The 24,231-nt window shown below is 41.0% G+C and carries 24 protein-coding genes; 20 read left to right on the forward strand and 4 right to left on the reverse strand.

The window, feature by feature from the left end:
- Nucleotides 1–6: 6 nt before the first annotated feature.
- The 3 genes from RMB03_RS13805 to bfmS are packed head-to-tail and all read left to right on the forward strand — an operon-like array spanning nucleotide 7 to nucleotide 2,584.
- Nucleotides 7–189, forward strand: coding sequence for a hypothetical protein (locus RMB03_RS13805; protein ID WP_016801725.1), 183 nt, complete (start codon nucleotides 7–9; stop codon nucleotides 187–189).
- Nucleotides 186–902 carry a response regulator transcription factor BfmR gene (gene bfmR / locus RMB03_RS13810; protein ID WP_003653488.1) on the forward strand — a complete coding sequence of 239 codons (717 nt, stop codon included), beginning with the start codon at nucleotides 186–188 and terminating at the stop codon, nucleotides 900–902. The genes RMB03_RS13805 and bfmR overlap by 4 nt, the downstream gene beginning before the upstream one ends.
- Before the next feature lie 32 nt (nucleotides 903–934).
- Nucleotides 935–2,584: a sensor histidine kinase BfmS gene (gene bfmS, locus RMB03_RS13815; RefSeq protein ID WP_005042856.1), complete on the forward strand. Its 1,650-nt coding sequence runs from the start codon at nucleotides 935–937 to the stop codon at nucleotides 2,582–2,584.
- A gap of 22 nt (nucleotides 2,585–2,606) precedes the next feature.
- Here the strand turns inward: bfmS and RMB03_RS13820 are convergent, their stop codons facing one another.
- Both RMB03_RS13820 and RMB03_RS13825 read right to left on the reverse strand, forming a co-directional pair.
- Nucleotides 2,607–2,960, reverse strand: coding sequence for a hypothetical protein (locus tag RMB03_RS13820; RefSeq protein WP_003653485.1), 354 nt, complete (start codon nucleotides 2,958–2,960; stop codon nucleotides 2,607–2,609).
- A gap of 91 nt (nucleotides 2,961–3,051) precedes the next feature.
- Nucleotides 3,052–4,470: a diguanylate cyclase gene (locus RMB03_RS13825; RefSeq protein WP_311076643.1), complete on the reverse strand. Its 1,419-nt coding sequence runs from the start codon at nucleotides 4,468–4,470 to the stop codon at nucleotides 3,052–3,054.
- 424 nt (nucleotides 4,471–4,894) lie between these two features.
- Here RMB03_RS13825 and ndhC point away from each other — a divergent pair, with 424 nt between their 5' ends.
- The 15 genes from ndhC to RMB03_RS13900 all read left to right on the forward strand — a co-directional run bounded on the left by ndhC (nucleotide 4,895) and on the right by RMB03_RS13900 (nucleotide 21,089).
- Complete coding sequence (ndhC, locus tag RMB03_RS13830; RefSeq protein WP_311076644.1) at nucleotides 4,895–5,446, forward strand: NADH-quinone oxidoreductase subunit A; 552 nt, start codon at nucleotides 4,895–4,897, stop codon at nucleotides 5,444–5,446.
- A gap of 6 nt (nucleotides 5,447–5,452) precedes the next feature.
- Nucleotides 5,453–6,130, forward strand: a complete 678-nt coding sequence (locus RMB03_RS13835; RefSeq protein WP_002050353.1) for an NADH-quinone oxidoreductase subunit B family protein — start codon at nucleotides 5,453–5,455, stop codon at nucleotides 6,128–6,130.
- An 84-nt stretch (nucleotides 6,131–6,214) separates the two neighbouring features.
- Nucleotides 6,215–8,002 (forward strand): NADH-quinone oxidoreductase subunit C/D, encoded by a 1,788-nt coding sequence (gene nuoC / locus RMB03_RS13840; RefSeq protein ID WP_016139137.1) that lies wholly within the window; start codon nucleotides 6,215–6,217, stop codon nucleotides 8,000–8,002.
- A 13-nt stretch (nucleotides 8,003–8,015) separates the two neighbouring features.
- A complete protein-coding gene (nuoE, locus tag RMB03_RS13845; protein WP_003653477.1) occupies nucleotides 8,016–8,525 on the forward strand; it encodes an NADH-quinone oxidoreductase subunit NuoE in 510 nt (169 codons plus the stop codon).
- A complete protein-coding gene (gene nuoF, locus RMB03_RS13850; protein ID WP_003653475.1) occupies nucleotides 8,522–9,853 on the forward strand; it encodes an NADH-quinone oxidoreductase subunit NuoF in 1,332 nt (443 codons plus the stop codon). Before nuoE ends, nuoF begins: the two co-directional genes overlap by 4 nt.
- A gap of 12 nt (nucleotides 9,854–9,865) precedes the next feature.
- On the forward strand, nucleotides 9,866–12,550 hold the full coding sequence (nuoG, locus tag RMB03_RS13855) for an NADH-quinone oxidoreductase subunit NuoG (protein ID WP_311076645.1): 2,685 nt from the start codon (nucleotides 9,866–9,868) through the stop codon (nucleotides 12,548–12,550).
- Between the two features lie 3 nt (nucleotides 12,551–12,553).
- Complete coding sequence (gene nuoH / locus RMB03_RS13860) at nucleotides 12,554–13,570, forward strand: NADH-quinone oxidoreductase subunit NuoH (RefSeq protein ID WP_003653472.1); 1,017 nt, start codon at nucleotides 12,554–12,556, stop codon at nucleotides 13,568–13,570.
- An 18-nt stretch (nucleotides 13,571–13,588) separates the two neighbouring features.
- Nucleotides 13,589–14,131: an NADH-quinone oxidoreductase subunit NuoI gene (gene nuoI / locus RMB03_RS13865; protein WP_003653469.1), complete on the forward strand. Its 543-nt coding sequence runs from the start codon at nucleotides 13,589–13,591 to the stop codon at nucleotides 14,129–14,131.
- Nucleotides 14,131–14,649: an NADH-quinone oxidoreductase subunit J gene (gene nuoJ, locus RMB03_RS13870; RefSeq protein WP_014205902.1), complete on the forward strand. Its 519-nt coding sequence runs from the start codon at nucleotides 14,131–14,133 to the stop codon at nucleotides 14,647–14,649. Before nuoI ends, nuoJ begins: the two co-directional genes overlap by 1 nt.
- Nucleotides 14,649–14,957 (forward strand): NADH-quinone oxidoreductase subunit NuoK, encoded by a 309-nt coding sequence (gene nuoK / locus RMB03_RS13875; protein WP_003653467.1) that lies wholly within the window; start codon nucleotides 14,649–14,651, stop codon nucleotides 14,955–14,957. The genes nuoJ and nuoK overlap by 1 nt, the downstream gene beginning before the upstream one ends.
- Nucleotides 14,954–16,843, forward strand: coding sequence for an NADH-quinone oxidoreductase subunit L (gene nuoL, locus RMB03_RS13880; RefSeq protein ID WP_003653465.1), 1,890 nt, complete (start codon nucleotides 14,954–14,956; stop codon nucleotides 16,841–16,843). Before nuoK ends, nuoL begins: the two co-directional genes overlap by 4 nt.
- A 1-nt stretch (nucleotide 16,844) precedes the next feature.
- Nucleotides 16,845–18,443: an NADH-quinone oxidoreductase subunit M gene (nuoM, locus tag RMB03_RS13885; protein ID WP_003653463.1), complete on the forward strand. Its 1,599-nt coding sequence runs from the start codon at nucleotides 16,845–16,847 to the stop codon at nucleotides 18,441–18,443.
- Between the two features lie 2 nt (nucleotides 18,444–18,445).
- Nucleotides 18,446–19,942, forward strand: coding sequence for an NADH-quinone oxidoreductase subunit NuoN (gene nuoN / locus RMB03_RS13890; protein WP_003653461.1), 1,497 nt, complete (start codon nucleotides 18,446–18,448; stop codon nucleotides 19,940–19,942).
- A 100-nt stretch (nucleotides 19,943–20,042) separates the two neighbouring features.
- Entirely contained in the window at nucleotides 20,043–20,678 is a 636-nt protein-coding gene (gene upp, locus RMB03_RS13895; protein ID WP_003653460.1) for a uracil phosphoribosyltransferase, read from the forward strand.
- 117 nt (nucleotides 20,679–20,795) lie between these two features.
- Nucleotides 20,796–21,089 (forward strand): cold shock domain-containing protein, encoded by a 294-nt coding sequence (locus RMB03_RS13900; RefSeq protein ID WP_005042841.1) that lies wholly within the window; start codon nucleotides 20,796–20,798, stop codon nucleotides 21,087–21,089.
- A 206-nt stretch (nucleotides 21,090–21,295) separates the two neighbouring features.
- Here the strand turns inward: RMB03_RS13900 and gigC are convergent, their stop codons facing one another.
- A complete protein-coding gene (gigC, locus tag RMB03_RS13905) occupies nucleotides 21,296–22,180 on the reverse strand; it encodes a LysR family transcriptional regulator GigC (protein ID WP_005042839.1) in 885 nt (294 codons plus the stop codon).
- Between the two features lie 86 nt (nucleotides 22,181–22,266).
- On the opposite strand from gigC, the gene RMB03_RS13910 reads away from it, so the two are divergent.
- Nucleotides 22,267–23,028 (forward strand): ferredoxin--NADP reductase, encoded by a 762-nt coding sequence (locus RMB03_RS13910; RefSeq protein ID WP_311076646.1) that lies wholly within the window; start codon nucleotides 22,267–22,269, stop codon nucleotides 23,026–23,028.
- 48 nt (nucleotides 23,029–23,076) lie between these two features.
- Here the strand turns inward: RMB03_RS13910 and RMB03_RS13915 are convergent, their stop codons facing one another.
- Nucleotides 23,077–23,496, reverse strand: coding sequence for a hypothetical protein (locus RMB03_RS13915; RefSeq protein ID WP_171056780.1), 420 nt, complete (start codon nucleotides 23,494–23,496; stop codon nucleotides 23,077–23,079).
- Between the two features lie 289 nt (nucleotides 23,497–23,785).
- Between RMB03_RS13915 and RMB03_RS13920 the strand changes: the two genes are divergently transcribed.
- On the forward strand, nucleotides 23,786–24,013 hold the full coding sequence (locus RMB03_RS13920; protein WP_005042834.1) for a hypothetical protein: 228 nt from the start codon (nucleotides 23,786–23,788) through the stop codon (nucleotides 24,011–24,013).
- The last annotated feature ends 218 nt before the right edge of the window (nucleotides 24,014–24,231 follow it).

Below are 24,231 nucleotides of genomic sequence, written 5' to 3' on the forward strand. Positions count from 1 at the left end.
AACTAAATGTTAAAAACACGAGAAAATTCAAAGGTTAATAAAATGCAACAAAACATGGTTGTCATGTATCAGTTTGGTGAACGCCTACTTGTTTACAATGTAAACGTGTGTATATTGCAAATGATAAACGAATGTATCTGCAAGATTTTTAAGATGCATGTAATGAGATTTATAGGGGCAATGATATGAGCCAAGAAGAAAAGTTACCAAAGATTCTGATCGTTGAAGACGACGAGCGTTTAGCACGATTAACTCAAGAGTATTTAATCCGCAACGGCTTGGAAGTTGGTGTAGAAACTGATGGTAACCGTGCAATTCGTCGTATTATTAGTGAACAACCAGATCTAGTGGTCTTGGATGTCATGTTGCCGGGTGCTGATGGCTTAACCGTTTGCCGTGAAGTTCGTCCACATTATCATCAACCGATTCTTATGTTGACTGCACGTACAGAAGATATGGATCAGGTACTTGGCCTTGAAATGGGAGCGGATGACTATGTCGCTAAACCAGTTCAGCCACGCGTACTTTTAGCGCGTATCCGTGCGTTATTACGTCGCACAGATAAAACTGTAGAAGACGAAGTTGCACAACGTATCGAGTTTGATGACCTTGTGATTGATAATGGCGGCCGTTCAGTAACGTTGCATGGTGAGCTTGTTGATTTCACTAGTGCAGAATATGACCTATTATGGTTGCTTGCATCAAATGCTGGCCGTATCTTATCGCGTGAAGATATCTTCGAACGTTTACGCGGTATTGAATACGATGGTCAGGACCGTTCAATCGATGTCCGTATCTCACGTATTCGTCCAAAAATTGGCGATGATCCTGAAAATCCAAAGCGTATTAAAACAGTACGTAGTAAAGGTTACTTGTTCGTTAAAGAAACCAATGGGTTATAAGATCTGCATAAACTTCCTATAAGGTTGGTCGAGTGTTTAAACACAGCATATTCCTGCGAATATATGCGGGACTGGTAATTCTTGTTGTTTTGGTTGCCGTTTTTGGTTATTTGCTTGTACAAATCATCAATTATCAACGGGCACAAGAATACCGAGAGTCTTTAACTGATGGTATTTCTTATGTCATTAGTGAGGGAGTCGCTCGACAACCGGGGAAGCAACAAAAAATAGACTGGGTTTCAGATGCATCGGATTTATTGGAACTTCCAATTTACTACACTGATGCGAGCAAGGTTGAGTTATCTCGTACCGAGAAAAAACGGATTGAAGCTCAAAAATCTGTTGTCCGTTACGATGCCAGTAATAGTATTGCGTATATTATTATTGGCTTGCGTGATGATCCTCAGCACTATTTATCCATAAAAGTTGACAAAATTAGTGAGCGCCAAATGAAGGCTCTCCCTATTTTTGTACTTGATTATCTAATGTTTTATCCGGGGCAAGAACAAGAATACCTTGCCAAGATTCAAAAACATTTTTCATATCCAATTAATATCTATAATATTCAAGATGTTAATCTGGATTCTGAGCAAATTGGCCGTTTACGCCAAGACCAAAGTGTCATGTTGTACAAAGATAGTGCAACAATGCGTGGCACGACCATTTCGATCGTATCTCCAATACCAAATCATCCTGCACAAGTTCTGGTTCTTGGGCCAGTTCCGATGTTTAACTGGATGCCTTTACAGCTTTCAGCAGGAATTACCTTATTTAGCCTATTCTTACTGAGTTTAGGTGTTTATGGTCTTATCTTGCCGTTAGAACGTAAAATTCGCCAAGTCCGTTATGCGTTAAACCGTATGAAGTCTGGTGATCTGTCATTGCGTGTTCCTATTGAAGGAAGTGACGAAATGGCAAACTTGGCATCAAGTTATAACAACATGTCTGATCATATTCAGCGTTTAATCGAGGCTCAGCGAGAGTTGATGAGAGCAGTATCTCATGAATTGAGAACACCAGTTGCCCGTATACGCTTTGGTACAGAAATGTTGGCAGAAGAAGACGATTACAACCATCGTATGCATCAGGTTGATATGATTGATAAAGATATTGAGGCGCTCAATACCTTAATTGATGAAATCATGACTTATGCAAAACTAGAGCAGGGTACACCTTCATTAGATTTTGCTGAAATTGCTCTATTCGATGTATTGGATCAGGTTGCGGTAGAAACCGAAGCTTTAAAAACGCAAAAAGAAATTGAACTTGTTGCTCCCCCTGTTTATTTGAAAGTAGATGCAGAGCGTCGTTATTTACATCGGGTTGTTCAAAACTTGGTAGGTAACGCTGTTCGTTATTGTGATAACAAAGTTCGAATTACAGGTGGTGTTCACAGCGACGGCATGGCCTTTGTTTGTGTTGAAGATGATGGCGCCGGAATTCCGGAACAAGATCGTCAAAGAGTGTTTGAAGCCTTTGCTCGTTTAGATGATAGCCGTACTCGTGCGTCGGGTGGCTATGGTTTAGGCTTGTCTATTGTCAGCCGTATTGCTTATTGGTTCGGTGGTGAAATTAAAGTAGATGAAAGTCCTACATTAGGTGGAGCTCGCTTTATCATGACATGGCCTGCAAAACGCTTTAAACAACCTCCTTTGAAAGCCAATAAAAAAGCACCTACATAAAGGTGCTTTTTTATTGCATTATTTATAATCGAGTTGCATCCGGTTCCAAAATAGGTTTTCCGCTTCTTAAGCTGCTCAACGCATCGGAATTAAAGTCGATCAGTAATGAATTATTTTTTGCATCGATCTGGTATTTTTGAATAAGAGGTTGATCTCCGTTAAGCGTTTCTATTTTATATTCATCCGCAATATGCAAAATACCTTCTAGGTTTGTTGTGGTTGACGCAAAATCCTGCCTAAATATTTCATAGACATCTCGCAAGTCAAAAATTGCATTGTTAGCATCTGGATGTTTGTGAATATAGCTTTCTATATGTCGCACAAGTAACTGCGCAAACAAGTAGTAGTTTGGTTTATGCGTATATTCTAGAGTCATGCATTTTTCTCCTTATTATCTGTTATTAGCATACATGGCAAAATATAGGATATTGTATAAAATTCATTACACTAGATGATTAAATGAAAACCTATAAAGATATAAAGACCCGATTACGCCCTTGGCGTTTTGCTTGATATAAAGCGTCATCTGCTTCTTTAAATAAATTTTCAATCGCTCTATGAGAAGATGGGGAATATAAACTTATGCCAATACTCACTTGAATGAAAATTGGTAATTTCCCATAAATATAAATCGGTTGCTGACTAATTTTAATTCGTATTTGCTCTGCAAGGTCAAAAGCACTCTCCTTGGTTGTATCTGCAATAAAAATTGCAAATTCTTCACCGCCAAAGCGGCCCAATAAGTCATGAGGATGCAAAATATTTTGAATAGTGGTGACACAAGTCTGTAGGGCACGGTCGCCTATTTGATGGCCGTAGTTGTCATTAACGTGTTTGAAATGGTCTACATCAAGCATGAAAAATGCTGAGGTTTTATTTTCCTTGTATACCTTTTCTTGAAGTAATCTGACCGACTGCAAAAACTGGCGTCGGGTGAGACTAGAGGTTAGCTCGTCATGTGCAATTGCATGTTGAAGCTTTTGAATTAACTCTGAATGCAAAACACTAATACTAGAGACGGTAAGAGGTGCAATCGTCATCATGATTAAACCAATACGAATTGAGATGGTATTGCTTAAATATTCGTTCGGATAGGGTAGGAGGTAATGTCCAGAGACATGATAGATAATATAGGCGCTGGTAAAGGTCGTAATGAGTGCAACAATAATAGGTTTATAGCGAATAGCGCACCAGATGAGTGCGGCAATCGGGTAGAGGAGCGAACCAGGGCCAGAATCATAATAACTGGCGGCAATAGAAATAATGACAGCCAAAAAAGGTAATAGGTCAATCGCTTGTAAGCCACGATTTCTCGAAAAGTAATGCTTTACCTGACTGTATTGAGGTAGGTTCAAGATGATAGGTAAAAGAAGTAGGGCATTTTGTAGTTCTGAAGTGAACCAGTAACCGAATTCATCCCACAAATTACCAAGCATAAATTTAGTATTAAACATAGGCACAAAAGTTGCTGCAAACAATGCGCCTGCTATGCTACCTATCCCACATAGACCAAATAAAAAGAGGTAGGAATAGCCTCGATAGGCCGCTTTAATATGCTGATTAAAAAACATATAGAGGGCAAGGGTAGTAACAACATAAATAAAATTTGACGTTGTTAAAACGAGTGTGAGAGCAAATGGAGTACCCTGAAATAGGTCAGCAATAACATAACCTATGTAGGCACCTAAAAACGTGCTGGGTCGACGTGTGCCCGGAAAGCGAATGAGTAGACCGAGCAAAACAGAATTGGCTGGCCAAAAGAACGCCAGAAAACTTAAAGGACGAGATGCGATGCCAATAAAACAACATACCGTAATAATGAAGCCAAACAGGAGAAAAAATTTTAAAGAAGAGGGAAATGAAAATTCACGAAGTGAGTCTGGCATCAGCTGCCCTTAATGATAAACACTCTTATCCAAGAGTAATAAAATATTATGTATGACTAAACATTCATCATAATTCAGAGGGGAAGTTGAATACAATAAAAAACAAACTAATATTATAAAAAAGTAAGTTATAAAAACTTAATGGTCGATGGACTATGTAATTATTCTAAAATTAAAAAATGAAAAAAATCATCATAAACAAAAAAACTATTAAATAAACCGATTATGCGTGGTGAAACCCCCCTTACAACCCATAGAAGAATAGTTTTGTTTAGAAAATCATCCGAAAGACTAAGACGCTTCAACTAGCATGCGAAATTAGAAATCAGGTACAATTGGCGGGATTAATTTTGTGTTTGGTGTATTTGAAGGCCAATACATACATTCTTTGTTAAATAATAGGCCTGCCAGGAGTTATCCCCGCATGAGTGCCATTACTCCATACGACTGGGCGATTATCGCCTTCGTGATCGGCGTTACATTTCTTTGCGTCTTTATGCTCACAGTTCCCTTACTCCTCGGGGGGAAATCGTGGGGGCGTGCTAAGCAAGAGCAGTTTGAATCGGGTGTCGTGAGTGCTGGTGGCGCTCGCATTCGCCTGTCTGCAAAGTTCTATTTAGTTGCAATTTTCTTTGTTGTCTTCGACTTAGAGGCACTTTACCTCTATGCATGGTCTACTTCTGTGCGTGAAGTAGGGTGGTTGGGATATACCACTGTCGTGATCTTTGTCGTTGATTTATTGATTGCGCTTGTTTATGCCTTCTCTGTAGGTGCTTTAAGTTGGTCACCAGCAGATCGCCGTAAATCAGCAGGTGAGGTGATTAAAATCGGTTCACCAACAATGAACATTGCTGAAATTACACGCTTTAACTCTATTGAAGAGCTCGTAACTGACCCTACAGGCCAGATTCCAGCTCAATCATCAGGTCGTGTTAAGTCAAAAACTACACCTGCATTGTCATCTGAAAAGGAGTAAGTCGGGATGAAATATACTCTGACCCGCGCGAATCCGGATGCTGATCAATACCCATTGCAAGAACGTCAAATCGTGACAGATCCACTAGAAGAGGAAGTGAATAAAAACGTATTCATGACTCGTTTAGAGGATGTCTTGCATACAGCAGTAAACTGGGGGCGTAAAAACTCCTTGTGGCCATTTAACTTTGGTACCTCATGTTGTTACGTTGAATATGCAACGACCTTAACAGGTGTGCATGACTTGTCACGTTTCGGCGCAGAGGTTATCCGTGCTTCACCTCGTCAAGCTGACTTGATGATTGTTGCCGGAACCTGTTTCGTAAAAATGGCACCAGTTATTCAGCGTCTATATGAACAGATGTTAGAGCCTAAATGGGTCATCTCGATGGGTGCTTGTGCAAACTCTGGAGGTATGTACGACATCTATTCAGTAGTACAAGGTGTAGACAAAATTATTCCTGTTGACGTGTACGTCCCAGGTTGTCCACCTCGTCCTGAAGCATTAATTCAAGCTTTAATGCTTTTACAAGACCAGATTCAATTAGAGCGACGCCCGCTTTCTGCCGTGATCGGTGATGATCTTCAGCCAGTGTATAAGCCAAAGATGATGCCAGAACGTGACCGTAAGAATGCGCAGCGTATTGCCGTTAAAAACTTACGCTCTATGGATGAGATTAAATAATTTTTTGACGGTGCTTTGACATATCTAACCGATATGTTCATCGAGAAAATTGACAGAATTTGTATTAAATAGGAAGCCAAGCCAATGGCTGAAACTGACATTGCTATGCCAGAGTCAACACCAGTTGATTCACGCCCAGCATTTGCAATCGTAGAAGAACTCAAAACCAAATTTGGTGAGAACTTTTACGTGCAGGCGACTTTTGAAGAGTTTCCAACAGTCTGGGTTGAGCGCGCACGCGTGCAAGAAGTCCTTATGTTCCTACGTAAAGTGGAACGTCCATATGTAATGCTGTTTGACTTATCTGCGATGGATGAGCGTTTACGTGTTCATCGTGATGGTTTACCAGCATCTGACTTCACTGTGTTCTATCATTTATTATCGCTTGAGCGTAATAGTGACATTCGTATCAAGGTTGCCTTGAACGAAAATGATCTTAACCTTCCGACAGCGACCAATATCTGGCCAAATGCCAACTGGTATGAACGTGAAGCTTACGATATGTTCGGTATCAATTTCGAAGGGCATCCAATGCTCCGTCGTATCTTGTTGCCAACGTACTGGGAAGGTCATCCGCTTCGTAAAGAATATTCAGCACGTGCGACAGAATATACGCCGTACATGCAAGACAAAGCGAAACAAGACTTTGAACAAGAGCACTTACGTTTTGTGCCAGAAGACTGGGGTCTTAAGCGTGGTAACGCTGACGAAGATTTCATGTTCTTGAACTTGGGTCCTAACCATCCATCTGCACATGGTGCGTTCCGTGTTGTATTGCAGTTAGATGGCGAAGAAGTGAAGGACTGTGTTCCTGATATCGGTTATCACCACCGTGGTGTGGAAAAGATGGCTGAACGTCAAACATGGCATTCTTTCATTCCTTATACAGACCGTGTGGACTACTTAGGTGGTTGTGCTCAGAACATGCCGTATGTGATGGCTGTAGAGCAAATGGCAGGAATCAAAGTTCCTGAACGTGCTCAAGTCATTCGTGTCATGTTGAACGAATTGTTCCGTATTAATAACCACTTGTTGTTCTGTGGTACAGCAATTCAGGATGCCGGTGGTATGACACCAGTATTCTATATGTTCGCAGACCGTCAAAAAGTTTACGACATTGTTGAAGCAATTACGGGTTACCGTATGCATCCAGCATGGTTCCGTATTGGTGGTACAGCGCACGATCTTCCAAATAACTGGCAAAAACTTGTTAAAGAATTGCTAGAGTGGATGCCTAAGCGCTTAAATGAGTACTACACAGCAGCATTGAAAAACTCTGTGTTTATTGGTCGTACGCGTAACGTTGCACAATACGATGCCAAGTCTGCACTCGCATGGGGTGTGACAGGTACTGGTTTACGTGCGACAGGTATCGATTTTGACGTTCGTAAATATCGTCCATACAGTGGCTATGAAAACTTCGATTTTGATGTGCCAGTTGAGTATGAAGGCGATGCATATGCACGTGTACTCGTTCACTTCCGTGAAATTACTGAGTCGTTAAAAATTATTCAACAGTGTTTGGATAACATGCCTTCTGGTCCATATAAAGCGGATCATCCATTGGCTGTTCCACCACCGAAAGATAAGACATTACAAGATATTGAAACCTTGATTACGCATTTCTTGAGCGTTTCATGGGGTCCTGTCATGCCAGCGGGCGAGTCATCATTTATGACTGAAGTGGTTAAAGGTGCAAGTACGTATTACTTGACTTCAGATAAATCGACGATGAGTTATCGTACTCGTATTCGTACACCGACGTTTACTCACTTACAGCAAATGCCTGCAGTGATTAACGGCAGTTTGGTATCTGACTTAATCATTTATCTGGCGACCATTGACGTGGTTATGGCTGACGTGGATCGCTAAGAGGTAACACATAATGATGATTTTGACTGATAAAAAGCCACGTGTGAATGTTGAAGGGATTTTGACTGCGGAAGAAATTCACGACATCGAACATCACATTGGTCACTATCCATACCCTCGTGCAGCCTCTTTGGATGCATTGAAGTGTGTACAACGCCGTAATGGTTGGGTAGATGACGCTCAAATGAATGCCATCGCACAGTTATTGTCGATGAGTGTTGCTGATTTGGAAGGTGTTGCAACATTTTACAACCGTATCTATCGCCACCCGGTAGGTCGTCACGTGATTTTGCTTTGTGACTCAATTGCTTGCTTCTTAATGGGTGCAGAAACACTTGCTGAAGCATTCCAGCGCGAATTAGGAATTCAGTATGGTCAAACGACACCAGACGGTCGTTTTACACTGCTTCCAATTTGCTGCTTAGGCAACTGCGACAAAGGCCCAACTTTAATGATTGATGAAGATACTCACGGTTTAGTCGAAGTGACATCAATTAAACAGTTATTGGAGAAGTATGTATGAATACTGAACCAAAACCAATTTATGGCGACGGTAATCCGGAAACTCATCCGCTCACTTGGCGTTTAAGTAAACGTGAAGAAGTTCGTGGTGCTGATGATTACGAAGCACTTGAAGGTTATGCTGGCTTTAAAAAAGCATTAGGCATGAAACCTGCTGAAGTGTTAGACGTCATTAAAGCTGCAACTGTAAAAGGTCGTGGTGGTGCGGGTTTCCCAGCGGGTATTAAATGGTCATTAATGGCACCAAATGATGGTGGTCCACGTTATTTGATCTGTAATGCCGACGAAATGGAGCCGGGTACTTTTAAAGACCGTTTGTTGATGGAAAAACTTCCACATCAATTGATCGAAGGTATGTTGATTGCGGGTTATACCTTAGAGGCAACTCAAGGTTATATCTTTATCCGTGGTGAATATATTGAGGCAGCTCAATACTTAAATGAAGCATTAGAACAGATTCGTGCTAAAGGTTATTTAGGCGAAAACATTTTAGGTTCTGGCTGGAATTTTGACTTGCATGTACATACGGGTGCAGGGCGTTATATCTGTGGTGAAGAAACTGCATTGATTAACTCGCTCGAAGGCCGTCGTGCAAACCCACGTACCAAGCCACCATTCCCGCAAGTTGCAGGGGCATGGGGTCGTCCAACAATTGTGAACAACGTTGAAACTTATAACAACTTGCCAGCAATTATGCTTCGTGGTCCAGAGTGGTATATCGGTTTATCAGCAGGTAAATCAAAAGATCCAGGCACTAAAATTTATGGTGCATCAGGTAAAGTAAAATTCCCGGGTCTTTGGGAATTGCCATTTGGTACAACTGCACGTGAAGTGATTGAAGATCATGCTGGTGGTATGCGTGAGGGCTTAAAGCTCAAAGCATGGTTACCGGGTGGTGCTTCAACTGACTTTTTACCGGCTGATACCATTGATTTACCAATGGATGCAGACACGATTATGAAAGCAGGTTCTCGTTTGGGAACATGTTTATTGATGGTGGTTGACGAAACTCAATGTATGGTATCGCTCACTCGTAACTTAGAAGAGTTCTTTGCGCGCGAATCATGTGGTTTCTGTACACCATGTCGTGATGGTTTGCCATGGGCTGTTAAAGCGCTTAAAGCACTTGAAGTAGGTGAAGGTAAGAAAGAAGATATCGATCATTTACAAGAATTGACTCGTAAATTATGGATTGGTAAAACTTTCTGTGCCCACGCACCAGGTGCGATGGAGCCGCTTATGGGCGCACTCAAACATTTCCGTGGTGAGTTTGAAGCGAAAGTGACGACTCGTCCTGTCGTGCAAACCAGCAACGTAGAACAAGCTTAAGGAATTCGACTTATGGCTACAATTCATGTCGATGGAAAATCGTATGAAGTCAACGGCTCGGAAAACTTGCTACAAGCATGTTTGAGTCTGGGCATCGACATCCCATATTTTTGTTGGCATCCATCCTTAGGTTCGGTTGGTTCTTGCCGTCAATGTGCTGTTACGCAATATGCGAATCCAGAAGATACGCGTGGTCGTTTGGTCATGTCATGCATGACACCAGCATCTGACAATACCTATATCTCGATTGAAGACAAAGAAGCAACAGATTTCCGTGCATCTATTGTTGAATTTTTGATGACGAATCACCCGCACGACTGTCCAGTCTGTGAAGAAGGTGGTCACTGTCATTTACAAGATATGACTGTGATGACTGGTCATGACCGTCGTCGCTACCGTTTTACAAAACGTACGCATTACAACCAAGAACTCGGCTCATTCATTGCACATGAAATGAACCGCTGTATTGCTTGTTACCGTTGTGTTCGTTACTACAACGACTATGCAGGTGGTACGGACTTTGGTGTGTATGCCAATGCATCTCGTGTTTACTTTGGTCGTCCAGAATCAGGTACTTTAGAATCTGAATTCTCGGGTAACTTGACTGAAGTATGTCCAACAGGTGTATTCACTGATAAGACTCATTCAGAGCGTTATAACCGTAAATGGGACATGCAGTATGCACCAAGCGTGTGTCAAGGCTGTTCTTCTGGTTGTAACATTTCTCCGGGTGAGCGTTATGGTGAAATCCGTCGTGTAGAAAACCGTTTCAATGGTTCGGTTAACCAATACTTCCTTTGTGACAAAGGTCGTTTTGGCACAGGTTATGTAAACCGTGCAGACCGTCCACGTCAGCCTCAGTTCCGTAACAGTGAAACTGTTGCAACTGTTTCTGTCGATCAAGCTTTAGATCAAACGATTGCGAAGCTTCAAGGCAAAAAAGTTTTGGGTATCGGTTCTCCGCGCGCAAGCTTGGAATCGAACTATGCATTACGTGAGCTTGTAGGTCAGGCAAATTACTCAACTGGTGTTGCACAAAAAGAGCAAAAACTTGTTGAACTTGCTGCATCTATCATGCAAACCGAGGGTATTTACAACCCGAACATGCGTGAAATCGAAAGCTATGATGCTGTCTTGATTTTAGGTGAAGACCTGACTCAAACTGCACCACGTATGGCCTTGTCAGTTCGTCAAGCTGCGAAAAACAAAGCTCGTGAAATGGCTGCAAAAACACGTACCCCAGACTGGTTAGCTGAGCCTGTACAACGTATTGGTCAAGAAGCAAAATCTCCGATCTATATCTTGGCTGCAACTCAAACTCGTCTTGCCGATGTTGCAACTGGTGAAGTTGTTGCTTCTCCAAATGACATTGCTCGTTTAGGTTTTGCAGTAGCTGCGGCAGTGAAAGGCGAAACAGTGAATGGTTTAGATGACGATGCAAAAGCATTTGCTCAAACCATTGCTGATACGTTAAAAGCAGCAAACAAGCCATTAATCATTGCGGGTACTAGCTTGCAAGATGCTTCTATTATGGAAGCTGCGGCTGAGTTGACTCAGAACTTAGGTTCTAAAGCTGGTTTAAGTCTTGTGGTTCCTGAAGTGAACTCGATGGGCTTGGCATTGTTTGGTGGCTTAAGCCTCGAACAAGCATTTGCTCAAGACTACGACACACTTGTTATTGTTGAAAATGACTTGTTCCGTCGCTTACCTGCTGTACAAGTGCAGGCTGCACTTGATAAAGCTGAAACAGTAATTGTGCTTGATCACAGTGAAACTGAAACTGTGAAACAGGCTGATATTGTACTTTCAGCAGCAAGCTTTGCGGAAGGTGACGGTACTGTTGTAAGCCAAGAAGGTCGTGCACAGCGTTTCTATCAAGTTTACGATCCAAGTTACTACAAACCTGAATATGCAATTAAAGAATCATGGCGTTGGTTACATGCCATTGAAACTGGCATTAAAGGTAAAGGCGTAGACTGGACATTGCTTGATGATGTGATTGAAAGCATCGTAAAAAATGTACCAGTACTTGAAGCTATTCAAGATGTGGCGCCTGATGCAGGTTACCGTGTACATGGTTTGAAAATTGCACGTGAACCACGTCGTTATTCAGGTCGTACAGCAATGCGTGCGCCGTTATCGGTTCATGAGCCTAAACAGCCTACAGATCTAGATTCAGCATTAACATTCTCAATGGAAGGTTATGTTGGTCCGCAAAAAGCATCATCATTAGTACCATTTGCATGGGCTCCGGGCTGGAACTCTCCACAATCTTGGAACAAATACCAAGATGAAGTGGGTGGTCACTTAAAAGGTGGTGATTCTGGTGTTCGTTTATTCGATCGCTTGGCAAAACGCCCTGCACGTAGCTATGTTGCTCCAGTAGCGGTAGTTGCAAACCCTGAAAGTTTCCGTTTAGTACCAATGCATCATATTTTTGGTTCTGGTGAATTCACTACTAAAACACCTGCAATGGAAACTCGTATTCCAGAAGCTATGTTTGCAGTGGGCGAACAAGATGCAAGTCGTTTGAACCTTCAAGAAGGTCAACGCATTACAGTAAAAGCAGGCGAAACCAGTGTGAGCTTGCCTGTACAAGTAATTGAATATTTACCTACAGGTTATATTGGTTACCCAGTTGGTTTAGCACCAATGGTGTCACTAGCTGAGCCTGTTTCAGTGGCTTTAGGAGTGTAATTCATGAATCAAGAAATTATACGTCAAACGCCACTTTGGGCTGAGAACTGGCCAATTGCTTATGCTGTAGTTCAAGCAGTTGTGATTTTGCTTGTGGTTGTTTTAGTTGCCGCGTTGATGTCTTTTATTGAACGTCGTTTGCTTGCCTTGTGGCAAGACCGTTATGGTCCAAACCGTGTTGGTCCTGGTGGTATGTTCCAGATCGTTGCCGACATGCTCAAGATCATGTTCAAAGAAGACTGGACACCAAAATTTGCTGACAAGCTTACATTCCGTTTAGCACCAGCTGTTGCAATGGCAACAGCGGTTCTTTCATTCATGGTTATCCCGGTGAGTCCTTCACTGGGTGTTGCCGACATGAGTATCGGTTTGTTGTTCTTCATGGCAATGGCTGGTATTGCAGTCTATGCAGTATTGTTTGGTGGCTGGGCTTCAAATAACAAATACTCATTGCTTGGTGGTTTACGTTCAGCTGCTCAAACCATTTCTTATGAAGTGTTCTTGGGTATCTCATTGATGGGTGTAGTTGCAATTGCAGGCTCATTTAACCTTCGTGAAATTGTTGAAGCACAACGCGATGTTTGGTTCGTCATTCCACAATTCTTAGGTTTCTTGATTTTTGTGGTTGCTGGTGTTGCGGTAACTCACCGTCATCCATTTGACCAACCAGAAGCAGAACAAGAATTGGCTGAAGGTTACCATGTTGAATATGGTGGTATGAAATGGGGTATGTTCTTCGTTGCTGAATATGTCAACGTGGTACTTATTTCTGCATTGATCGTAACTTTATTCTTCGGTGGCTGGTTAGCGCCATTCAATTTAGAAATTCCATTTGTTCCGCCAGTATTCTGGTTTGTGATTAAAACAGCATTCTTTGTAATGATGTTTGTTTTGGCTCGTGGTTCTTTAATGCGTCCACGTTATGACCAAGTCATGAACTTTGGTTGGAAAATTTGTTTGCCATTGGCGTTGGTCAACTTGTTAGTGACTGGTGCTGTGATTCTGATGAATCAGGCCTAGGACAGCAGGGAGTACAAAATGTATAAATTTCTAGCTGGATTCGGATCGATTGTACGTTCGTTATTTATGGTATTTAGCCATGTAACGCGTAAACGTGACACGATTTTATATCCAGAAGTACCGGCTGAACAGATTGTGCCGCCACGCTTTCGTGGTCGTATTGTGTTGACGCGCGACCCAGATGGCGAAGAGCGTTGTGTGGCATGTAACCTATGTGCGGTTGCGTGTCCAGTTGGCTGTATCTCATTACAAAAAGCAGAAACAGAAGATGGACGTTGGTATCCGGAATTTTTCCGTATCAACTTTTCACGCTGTATTTTCTGCGGTATGTGTGAAGAAGCTTGTCCAACAACTGCGATTCAGATGACACCAGATTTCGAACTTGGTGAATATGTACGTCAAGACTTGGTTTATGAGAAAGAAAACTTACTCATTTCAGGTCCGGGTAAATACCCAGACTACAACTTCTACCGTGTAGCTGGTATGGCGATTAACGGTAAAGAGAAAGGTCAGGCGCAAAAAGAAAGTGCACCAATCGATGTACGGAGTCTATTACCATGATGTGGCCGTTTTATTTGATGGCACTCGTGGCCATCGTTTCTACGGTTCGTGTAGTGACTAACACGAACCCTGTACACGCTTTACTTAGTCTAATTGTTTCATTGCTTGCTGTTGCTGGTATTTTCATGATCGTGGGGGCGCCTTTTGCAGGTGCTCTTGAAATCATTGTTTATGCCGGAGCAATTATGGTTCTGTTTGTCTTCGTGGTGATGATGCTAAATTTGGGTCAACACACTGTAGAACAAGAACGTAAATGGCTTTCTTCAGATGCTTGGGCATATCCAGCACTCATGAGTTTCTTACTCGGCTTGCTTTTGGTTTGGATGCTTGGTGGTGAATACACCACAATTTCAGCACCACTTGGGGCACAAGTGATTGGACCAAAAGTAGTTGGTCAAGCACTCTTTACTCACTATTTACTATTGGTTGAAGTTGCCGCGATGTTATTGCTAGCAGCCCTTGTTGCAGCATACCACTTAGGTAAACGTGAACCAGGTGCAGAAGAGGAAAAAGAATAATGGGCCAGATTCCTTTAGAACATGGTTTGATTGTTGCAACCATCCTTTTTGCACTCGGTTTTTACGGTGTAATGGTGCGACGCAACCTATTATTTATGTTAATGAGCCTTGAGGTCATGATGAATGCTGCTGCATTGGCATTTGTTCTTGCGGGTAGCGTATGGGCACAACCAGATGGACAAGTGATGTTCATTCTGATTTTGACCCTTGCAGCAGCAGAGGCATGTATCGGTCTTGCGATTGTCCTTCAGTTCTATCATCGCTTCCATCATTTGGATGTGGATGCTGCTAGTGAGATGCGCGGATGAGTTATTTATATCTAACAGTATTATTTCCGCTAATCGGTTTTATTTTATTGGCGGCAGGACGAGACAAACTCTCTGAAAATGTTGCAGCAATTATTGGTGTGGGTTCTGTAGGTTTATCTGCATTATTTGCATTGATTGCTGGAATGGCATTTACCACAAGTGGTCAGCAAGTTTTTGTTCAAAATCTGTGGACATGGTTCAATGTTGGCGGTTTTGCGCCGGGCATTAGCTTACATTTAGATGGCTTATCTTTACTCATGATGGGCATGGTTACGGGTGTTGGTTTCTTAATCCACATCTTTGCATCATGGTACATGCGTGGTGAAGAAGGTTATGCGCGCTTCTTCTCTTATTTCAACCTGTTTGTTGCCAGCATGCTTGTGCTTGTATTAGGCGACAACTTGGCGTTGTTATTCTTAGGGTGGGAAGGCGTAGGTCTTTGCTCTTATTTGCTTATCGGTTTCTATTATGCAAACCCTGCAAATGGTTGGGCTGCGATCAAAGCATTTACAGTTACCCGCGTAGGTGACGTATTCTTACTTATTGCTTTATTCTTGCTTTACCAACAATTTGGTACGTTGAATACTCAGTACATCGTTGAACACGCAGCAGAAGTAATGACGAAGAGTTCGTCACTTACGATCTGGACTGCATTAATGTTGTTCTTGGGTGCGGCTGGTAAATCTGCTCAAATTCCATTACAAACATGGTTGGCAGATGCAATGGCAGGTCCAACACCTGTTTCTGCATTAATCCACGCTGCAACAATGGTAACGGCTGGTGTGTATTTATGCTGCCGTCTATTCAGCGTATTTGAACTTGCGCCTGAAGTGATGCAATTCATTTCGGTAACAGGTGCCGTGACTTTGCTAGTTGCAGGTTTTGCCGCACTCGTTCAAACAGACATCAAACGTATCTTGGCTTACTCAACAATGAGTCAGCTTGGCTATATGTTTATGGCTGTAGGTGCTGAAGCTTATCAAGCTGGCTTGTTCCACATGTTGGCTCACGCATTCTTTAAGGCATTATTATTCTTGTCTTCTGGTGCGGTGATTCTGGCTTACCACCACGAGCAAAACATTTTCAAAATGGGTGGCTTGTTCAAACGTAACAAATTCCTGTTTGCTTGTTTCGCGATCGGTGGCGGTGCATTAGCAGCGATTCCATTCTTGACGATTGGCTTCTTCTCTAAAGATGCGATTCTTGGTGAAGTTTGGGTACAAGGCCAATCAGTTGCTTTATACCACACCTTATATTGGGTGGGTGTAGCAGGTGCATTCCTTACTTCGATTTATACATTCCGTTTAATCTGGGTTGTATTCTTTGGTCAAGAAAACACGCCTTACCATGAAATTAAAGGTGCAACGTACTGGGCTCCATTGGGCATTTTAGCTGTACTGTCTACTTTTGTTGGTGCCGTATTAAAAGCACCTGTAGCTGGTATTCTTAATACTGCAAAAATTCCTGAATTCCATGTGGCTGAACAATTTGTAGAAGGCATGCATGGGGCAGAGCATTTAGCAGTAGGCATTGCGCTAGTTGGTCTAGTTGTTGGTATAGCATTATTTACATTTGCTTATGGTGCCGTGAAATCATTTGCTCAAACAAGTTTGGGTGCAGGTCTGGCGCATATTTGCCGTACTGCTTTTGGTTTTGATGCATTGTATGACATCGTTTTTGTTAAACCTTATTTATTCTTCGCCAAAATCTTTGGCCGTGATCCGATTGACAGTTTGTGGCTAGTTCTTCCTGCACTTGTGAAAGGCGGAAATAGTTTTACAAGCTCACGTCAAACCGGTTCATTGCGTGAATACGCATCAAGTATGTCACTCGGTGTAGTGGTGTTATTGATGATCTTGATCGTTATTCAGGTAGTGGGGAAATAAAATGGAAAACAATTTAATTTTACCCGCGCTGATTCTTGTTCCGTTCATTGCTGGTTTTATTTGTTGGTTAGTCGATAAGCTCGACAAAACTTTGCCACGCTGGATTGCCTTAATTGGTATGCTCATTACTTTGGGCTTAGGTCTTGCACTTTGGCAAAGTGGAACTTATAGCTATGAGTTGGGTTCAAAAATCCCAACTTGGACTGCTGAGTTCTATTTACCGTGGATTCAATCACTCGGTATCGGCATTCACCTTGCTGTGGATGGCTTATCTTTACTCATGGTGTTATTAACAGCGTTACTTGGTGTACTGGCTGTTGGTTGTTCATGGGGCGAAATTCAAAAGAACGTTGGTTTCTTCCACTTAAACCTCTTATGGAGCTTAGGTGGCGTTATCGGTGTATTCTTAGCGATTGACCTGTTCTTGTTCTTCTTCTTCTGGGAGATGATGCTTGTACCAATCTACTTCTTGATTGCGTTATGGGGTCATAAAGGTTCAAACGGTCGTTCACGTGTTTACGCAGCTACCAAGTTCTTCCTTTATACACAAATCGCTGGTTTAGTGATGTTAATTGGTATCCTTGGTCTTGTAGTTTATGGCTACATGATGACAGGCATGATCGGTTTCGATTACAACTATTTATTAGCTGTAGCCAACCACTTACCTGCGAACCTAGCTTATGGTTTCATGATCTGTTTCTTCATTGGTTTTGCCGTGAAGTTACCAGTGTTTCCATTACATGGTTGGTTGCCAGATGCGCATGCTCAAGCTCCTACAGCAGGTTCTGTGGACTTAGCGGGTATCTTGATTAAAACAGCTGCGTATGGCTTGCTTCGTTTTGTAATTCCATTCTTCCCGACAGCTTCTGCTCAGTTTGCAGATATTGCGATTATTTTCGGTTTGATTGGTATTTTCTACGGCGCATGGTGTGCTTACCAGCAAACTGACATGAAACGTTTACTTGCGTATACGTCGATTTCACACATGGGCTTTATTTTACTTGCAATTTACGCAGGTAACATTTTGACCTTCCAAGGTCTAATGATCATGATGTTGGCACATGGTTTGTCATCAGCTGCATTGTTCATTATGTCTGGTCAGATCTACGAACGTTTACATACACGTGATTTACGTTTAATGGGTGGTCTTCGTGGCCAGCTTCAGTACTTGCCATTTTTCTTGATGTTCTTCGTAGCTGCTCTTGTAGGCGTGCCAGGTTTGGGTAACTTTATTGGTGAATTCCTGATCTTAATGGGTTCATTTAATAAATATCCTGTCTTCACGATTCTTGCTTCTATCAGCCTTGTATTTGCAGGCTTATATGGCTTGATCTTGATTCACCGTGCTTTATTTGGTGAACCAAACCCTGAACAAAAGCAACACTACACTAGTCCACTAAAAGACTTATCTGCTCGTGAAGTTGGTATTTTGATGATTTGTGCGATTGGTCTCGTTTGGCTTGGTATCTACCCACAAACATTCTTGGATATGTCTCATTCAAGCATGCAGTGGTTGGTCAATAGTTATATGCCAGTTCAAGAAGTCGTTGAAACTGTTCAGCAAACAGCTACTCAACTTGACCATGTGGAGATCCAATAATCATGAACTTCACAGTATCACTCTCTACGCTTATGCCTTTAGCTCCGGTGATGATTGTTGCTTTGACAACAATCGTCGTCATGCTGTTAATTTCTATTAAGCGTAATCATAATTTAATCGCAACAACTTCTGTTGTTGGTCTAAACCTCGCTGCACTTTATATTTTATTTGCAGTATTTGGCGGTAAGTTTGTACCGGCAAATGTGATGGGCATGTTTATGGTTGATCCATTTACCATGTTCTATCAATTTATGATTTTGATTGCGGCATTGGCTTGTTGTACTTTGTCTCATGCTTACATCGAAACTTATAAAGATAACCGTGAAGAACTATATCTTTTGTTACTTGCTTCAGTAGCAGGTGCAATGTTGATGGTTGCAAGTTCTCACTATGCATCGTTCTTCATTAGCCTTGAGTTAATGTCGATCCCTGTATATGGCTTACTTGCTTATACCTATCAACGTAGTAGTTCACTTGAAGCTGGTATTAAATATCTTGTACTTTCAGCGACAGCTTCTGCAATGTTGTTGATGGGTATGGCATATATCTATGCATATACTGGTTCGCTTTCATTCTATGATTCTGTACAGGCGTTATTTGGTGCAATCAAACAGCCAATGGTGTTATTAGGTTTAGCACTCATTATCTTTGCTGTTGCATTTAAATTATCGCTTGCGCCGTTCCATAAATGGACACCAGATGTCTATGCTGGTGCACCAGCGCCAATGGCAACTTTCTTGGCGACTGCTGCTAAAGTTGCAACAATTGGTTTGTTCGTACGCTATATGCTTGCTTCAGGCGCAATTATGGTGGACTCGTTAGTCACTATTTTGACAATCATTGCAGTATTGTCGATTTTAGTTGGTAACTTACTCGCTGTTCGTCAAGTTAACTTAAAACGTATTCTTGGTTATTCATCTATTGCTCATTTTGGTTATTTGTTAATTGCGTTAATTAGCATGACTTATGCGAGCTTGGGTAGCGTAACTGTATATGTGGTGTCTTATGTATTAACAACTATCGGTGCTTTTGGTGCGGTAGCGTTAATGTCTAGCCCATATAACAACGTAGATGAAGCACAAAGTCTTGCAGACTACCGTGGTTTGTTCTGGCGTCGTCCAGTACTTACAGCAACGTTAACAGTCATGATGTTATCTTTGGCTGGTATTCCATTAACAGCGGGCTTCATTGGTAAGTTCTTAGTGGTAATGGCTGCTGTAACAACTCAACACTGGTTCTTGGCTGCAATGATTATTGTGGGTAGTGGTATTGGTTTGTACTATTACTTACGTGTGATGGTTGTAATGTATATGACACCACCAGAAACTCCTCGTATTGATGCAGATGCTCATTGGGGTCAAAAAGTAGGTGGTTTAATGGTATTGGCTGCTGCTGCATTAGTTATTATTTTGGGTGTTTACCCAGATCCAATGATTAATTTGGCATTAAAAGCAGAAATTTTATCTCCATTACATTTCATGCTTTCACAACAACAATAATCCTAGTGTACAAAAAAGCCTCCAAATCTGGAGGCTTTTTTTTATTGGGCATTAAAAAAAGATTATAATAAATACGTTTTTATATTTTTAGGTAACATCTGTGGCCATTCAAGAAATTCGTCACCCACTTATTCGTCATAAATTAGGTTTGTTACGTCGTTCTGACATCAGTACTAAGAATTTCCGTGAGCTTGCTCAGGAAGTGACTATGTTATTGACGTATGAAGCAACAAAAGATTTACCAGTTGTGGATTGTGAAATTAATGGATGGGCCGGAACTGTTACTACTCAGCGTATTGCTGGTAAAAAAATAACGATTGTACCGATTTTACGTGCAGGAATTGGTATGCTGGATGGCGTACTTAATCTGATTCCAAGTGCAAAAGTTAGTGTTTTAGGTCTTGAACGTAATGAAGAAACATTAGAAGTTCGTACTTATTATAAAAAATTAGTTCCAGATGTTGCTAATCGTCTTGCAATGATTATCGATCCAATGTTGGCAACAGGTAACTCATTAGTTGCTGCAATTGATGTGTTAAAGGCGAGTGGCTGTAAAGATATACGTGTTATGGTATTAGTTGCTGCCCCAGAAGGTGTTGCTAAAGTTGAAGCAGCTCATCCAGATGTACAGATTTATACAGCATCTATTGATAATGGCTTAAATGAACAAGGCTATATTGTTCCTGGTTTAGGCGATGCGGGCGATAAAATTTTTGGTAGTGTCCAAAAAGACTAATTTTTGAAATAATGATAAAAAGAGACTTAATCAAACCGTAAAGTTTTGAGGGCGGATTGAAAGTCTCTTTTTAATTTTCTGCTGTAATAACAGTATTGAAAAAGTAGGGTAAAGATCATGAAGCAAGAGTTTTATACCGGAAAAGTTAAACAATATGATCCTGACAAAGGATTTGGTTTTATTGGAACGGCTGAAGGAGATATTTTCTTTCATATTTCGGATTTTCCTGCATCAGAAGGGGAGCCGAAAAGAAATGAAAAAGTGAAATTTCTCGCTGTAGATAATCAGGGGAAATTTAAGGCTATAAAGATTGAACGTATCGATCCTAATCCTTCTAAAACCAAAAAAACTCAAATCACCGATCATAATAAAGCGATTACAACAGAGTTGTTATCACATTTTCGACGCTAATAGTGTTCTCAATGCTCAAAGCTATCTTGGTGCAGAGTTTAGCTAAGAGCAGCAAAGAAGATTTTTGATCGTTTGTGGAACGAGTAAGTAATACAAAATTAAGGGAAGTGTTAACTTCCCTTAATTGTTTTAAGTAATAAATAATAAAATGAAAAGAATGGTGAGTTATTTGAGAACAACTCAAGATGGCACTAGAAGATCAGGTCTTAAACCTGCTCTTCACAGAATTGTAAGAATGCTTTGAGGCCAGGACCTTGGTATTTTTGACGGTGTACCAACATGTAAAGTGGGCGAGTAAGTTGCCAGAATGGCGTTTCTAAAATAACTAATTGTTCTTTTTCAATTAAAGGTTCAATAGCGAGTTTAGAGATACAAGACATTCCTAAACCACCAGCAACGATTTTCAAGATTGCTTCATTGTGACCTAGGGTTAGGCGAATATTAGCGTCTGGTAGATCTTGCAAAATAGCATTGTCAAACACTTCACGAGTTCCCGAACCTTCTTCACGTAAAATCCATTCAACTTGATAAAAATCATGTGCTGTTAAAGGACGATTTAAACGTGCTAGAGGGTGATTAGGGGAGCAACATACTGCAAGCTCGTCATCACGCCAGTGAATGCATTGAAGTTGAGGTAGGTGACACGAGCCTTCAATTAATGCTAAATCAAGCTGAAACTGATTGACAGCTTCAATCATTTGGCGTGTATTGCCCACCTGTAATTGCAAGTGTGCTTTGGGGTGATACTGTAAAAAGTTCGCCATTAAATCTGGCATGAGGTAATCACTGATCGTTAGAGTTGCCCCAATACGTAAGTCAATACTTTGTAACTCACCTTTTGCAGCTTGCTCAAAAGCTTCACAGCGACCTAATATCTCTAGTGCTTGTGGCAATAGAAAGCGACCAAGATCATTGAGTTGTAGTCGTTTACCTAAACGATCAAATAGAGGGGCACCAAGACCATCCTCTAAATCGGCTAAAGCCATACTTGCTGCACTTTGCGTCAGTCTGACCGCATCACTGGCTTTGGTGACAGTTCCTTCTTGAGCGACTGCTACAAAAACAGCCAACTGGCGTAATGTCATGCGCATGTTTAAAAAGCCTTAACGTTTAAAAGTATTCATTATTTCGACTGTCATGCTAACATGAGCGCACTATTTCATGCCACGTTGAAATCATGTCAATTGAAAAATTTAGCGTAGAAAAAGTTTTATCTGTACACCGCTGGACTCCAACTCTTTTTAGTTTCACCATGACTCGCCCTGCACATTTTAAATTTACTGCTGGGCAATTTGCACGTATTGGACTGAAAGTTGGAGAAGAACTTGTTGTTCGTGCCTATTCGGTGGTGTCTTCTCCATTTGATGAAACGCTAGAGTTTTTCTCGATTGTGGTACCTGAAGGCGCATTTACTTCAAATCTTCAACATTTGAAGGTAGGAGATGAGCTTTATTTAGAAAAAATACCTTATGGTTATCTTACTTTAGCTCGCTATCAACAGCCTTTACCGCATGAGTTATGGTTATTAGCAACAGGTACTGGCTTAGCTCCATTTTTATCGATGCTACAAGACTTCGATACATGGTCGAAATATCAAAAGATCAATTTGGTTTACAGTGTACGTACAGCTGCTGAATTAGCTTATGTCGATCGTATTCAAGAGATTGCTGAAACTTTTGGGGAAGGGCACGTCGGTTTTAAATTTATTTCAATTATTACTCGTGATCCATCAGCACAGTTACACGATCGTTTACCGGTTTTGATTGAAAACGGTGAATTAGAAAAAGCTGCTGGTATAGAATTGAGCCCCGAAACAAGCCATGTCATGCTTTGTGGAAACCCACAAATGGTGGATGACACGAAAGAAGCTTTAAAGCGCCGTGGTTTGACGATGAATCGTCGAGGTGAGGGAAATATTGCAGTAGAAAATTACTGGTAACAAACGACAATTAAAAGAACTTTAAAATTATTTTTATGGATATGTTTATTAATGGACAAACATATCCATAAATTCACGAATTTCGGAAATCGCACTGTCTACATCGCTTGAAAGCCAAGTAGGTTCAAAAAGGCCTGCATAATGTTCTAAACGGTCTTGGGGAACAACTAAGCGAACAGGACAGTCTTCTTCAAGTAAACGCCAAGGTAAAATCGGAACTTCATTGTCCAGAAAAATATTGATATTACGAATATCAACAATCATGGCGTTAATGCAGTCAGGAAATGGCATAACTGAAAATTCTTCAGTACGACGACGAAAATATTCCAGATCACCCCATTTGAGTTCATAACTTGGTTTATTAAATTCAATAATACCAATGAGATGTTCGTCTCTTGTCTGGTGGATATAACATTGATGTGTGACGTCAGTGTCGAGATCAAGAGTTACATTTTGCTGACGATACATCATAAAATAGGGAAGCTTTAAAACATGGGGGCTTATTATAGCCTATTTTCTAAAAAGTAAGCGTTAAAACATATTGTATTACAAATGGGACATAGACGAAGTTCGTAAATAATTAGATATTATTTTTAATTGCTTAAATTGATGTGTGCAAATTTTATACTATTTCTATTGTTTTAAAAGTAGAGTTTTGCAATCCCAGACACCTTCGCATAATGCTTTTTCACACAATGCAACAAAGCAAATTGCTATGATGAGTATAAGTTAATGATAATAGAAGAGGGGAAAGAAGATGCATGATTTTTCAAAACCACCTCATGTGACGAGTCCTGAAGAAACTGCGAAAAAAAGAAGATTACCAGTTTATATTTTAATTATTGTTGGGCTTTTTCTTCTTGCCCTTGTAGTTTATATGATAGCTGATCATAGCAAAGTGCCTAAAGAAGAAGGTGCTATGCAACATGAGCCTGTGCCACATGTCATTTCGAATGCTTCTAATTTAAAGACCTATATAGGTTAAAAAGAGGTAATAATTTAACCAGTATATCTTGATATCAAGCCTTTAGGTGAAGACCTAAAGGCTTTTTTGCAACCTTTTGCATCAATTTGTTGTATTTATGCAGAAGTGTGTTGATTAGAAAATATTCAAAACATAAGGTGAGATAGACCGCATTCATAGTCATTTTTACAACGAATGGTGTTTCCTAGAGATAACACTGAAAAGAACAGAACAATTGA

The sequence above is a fragment of the Acinetobacter sp. V91_7 genome (genome assembly GCF_031799075.1).
GTDB lineage: Bacteria > Pseudomonadota > Gammaproteobacteria > Pseudomonadales > Moraxellaceae > Acinetobacter > Acinetobacter calcoaceticus.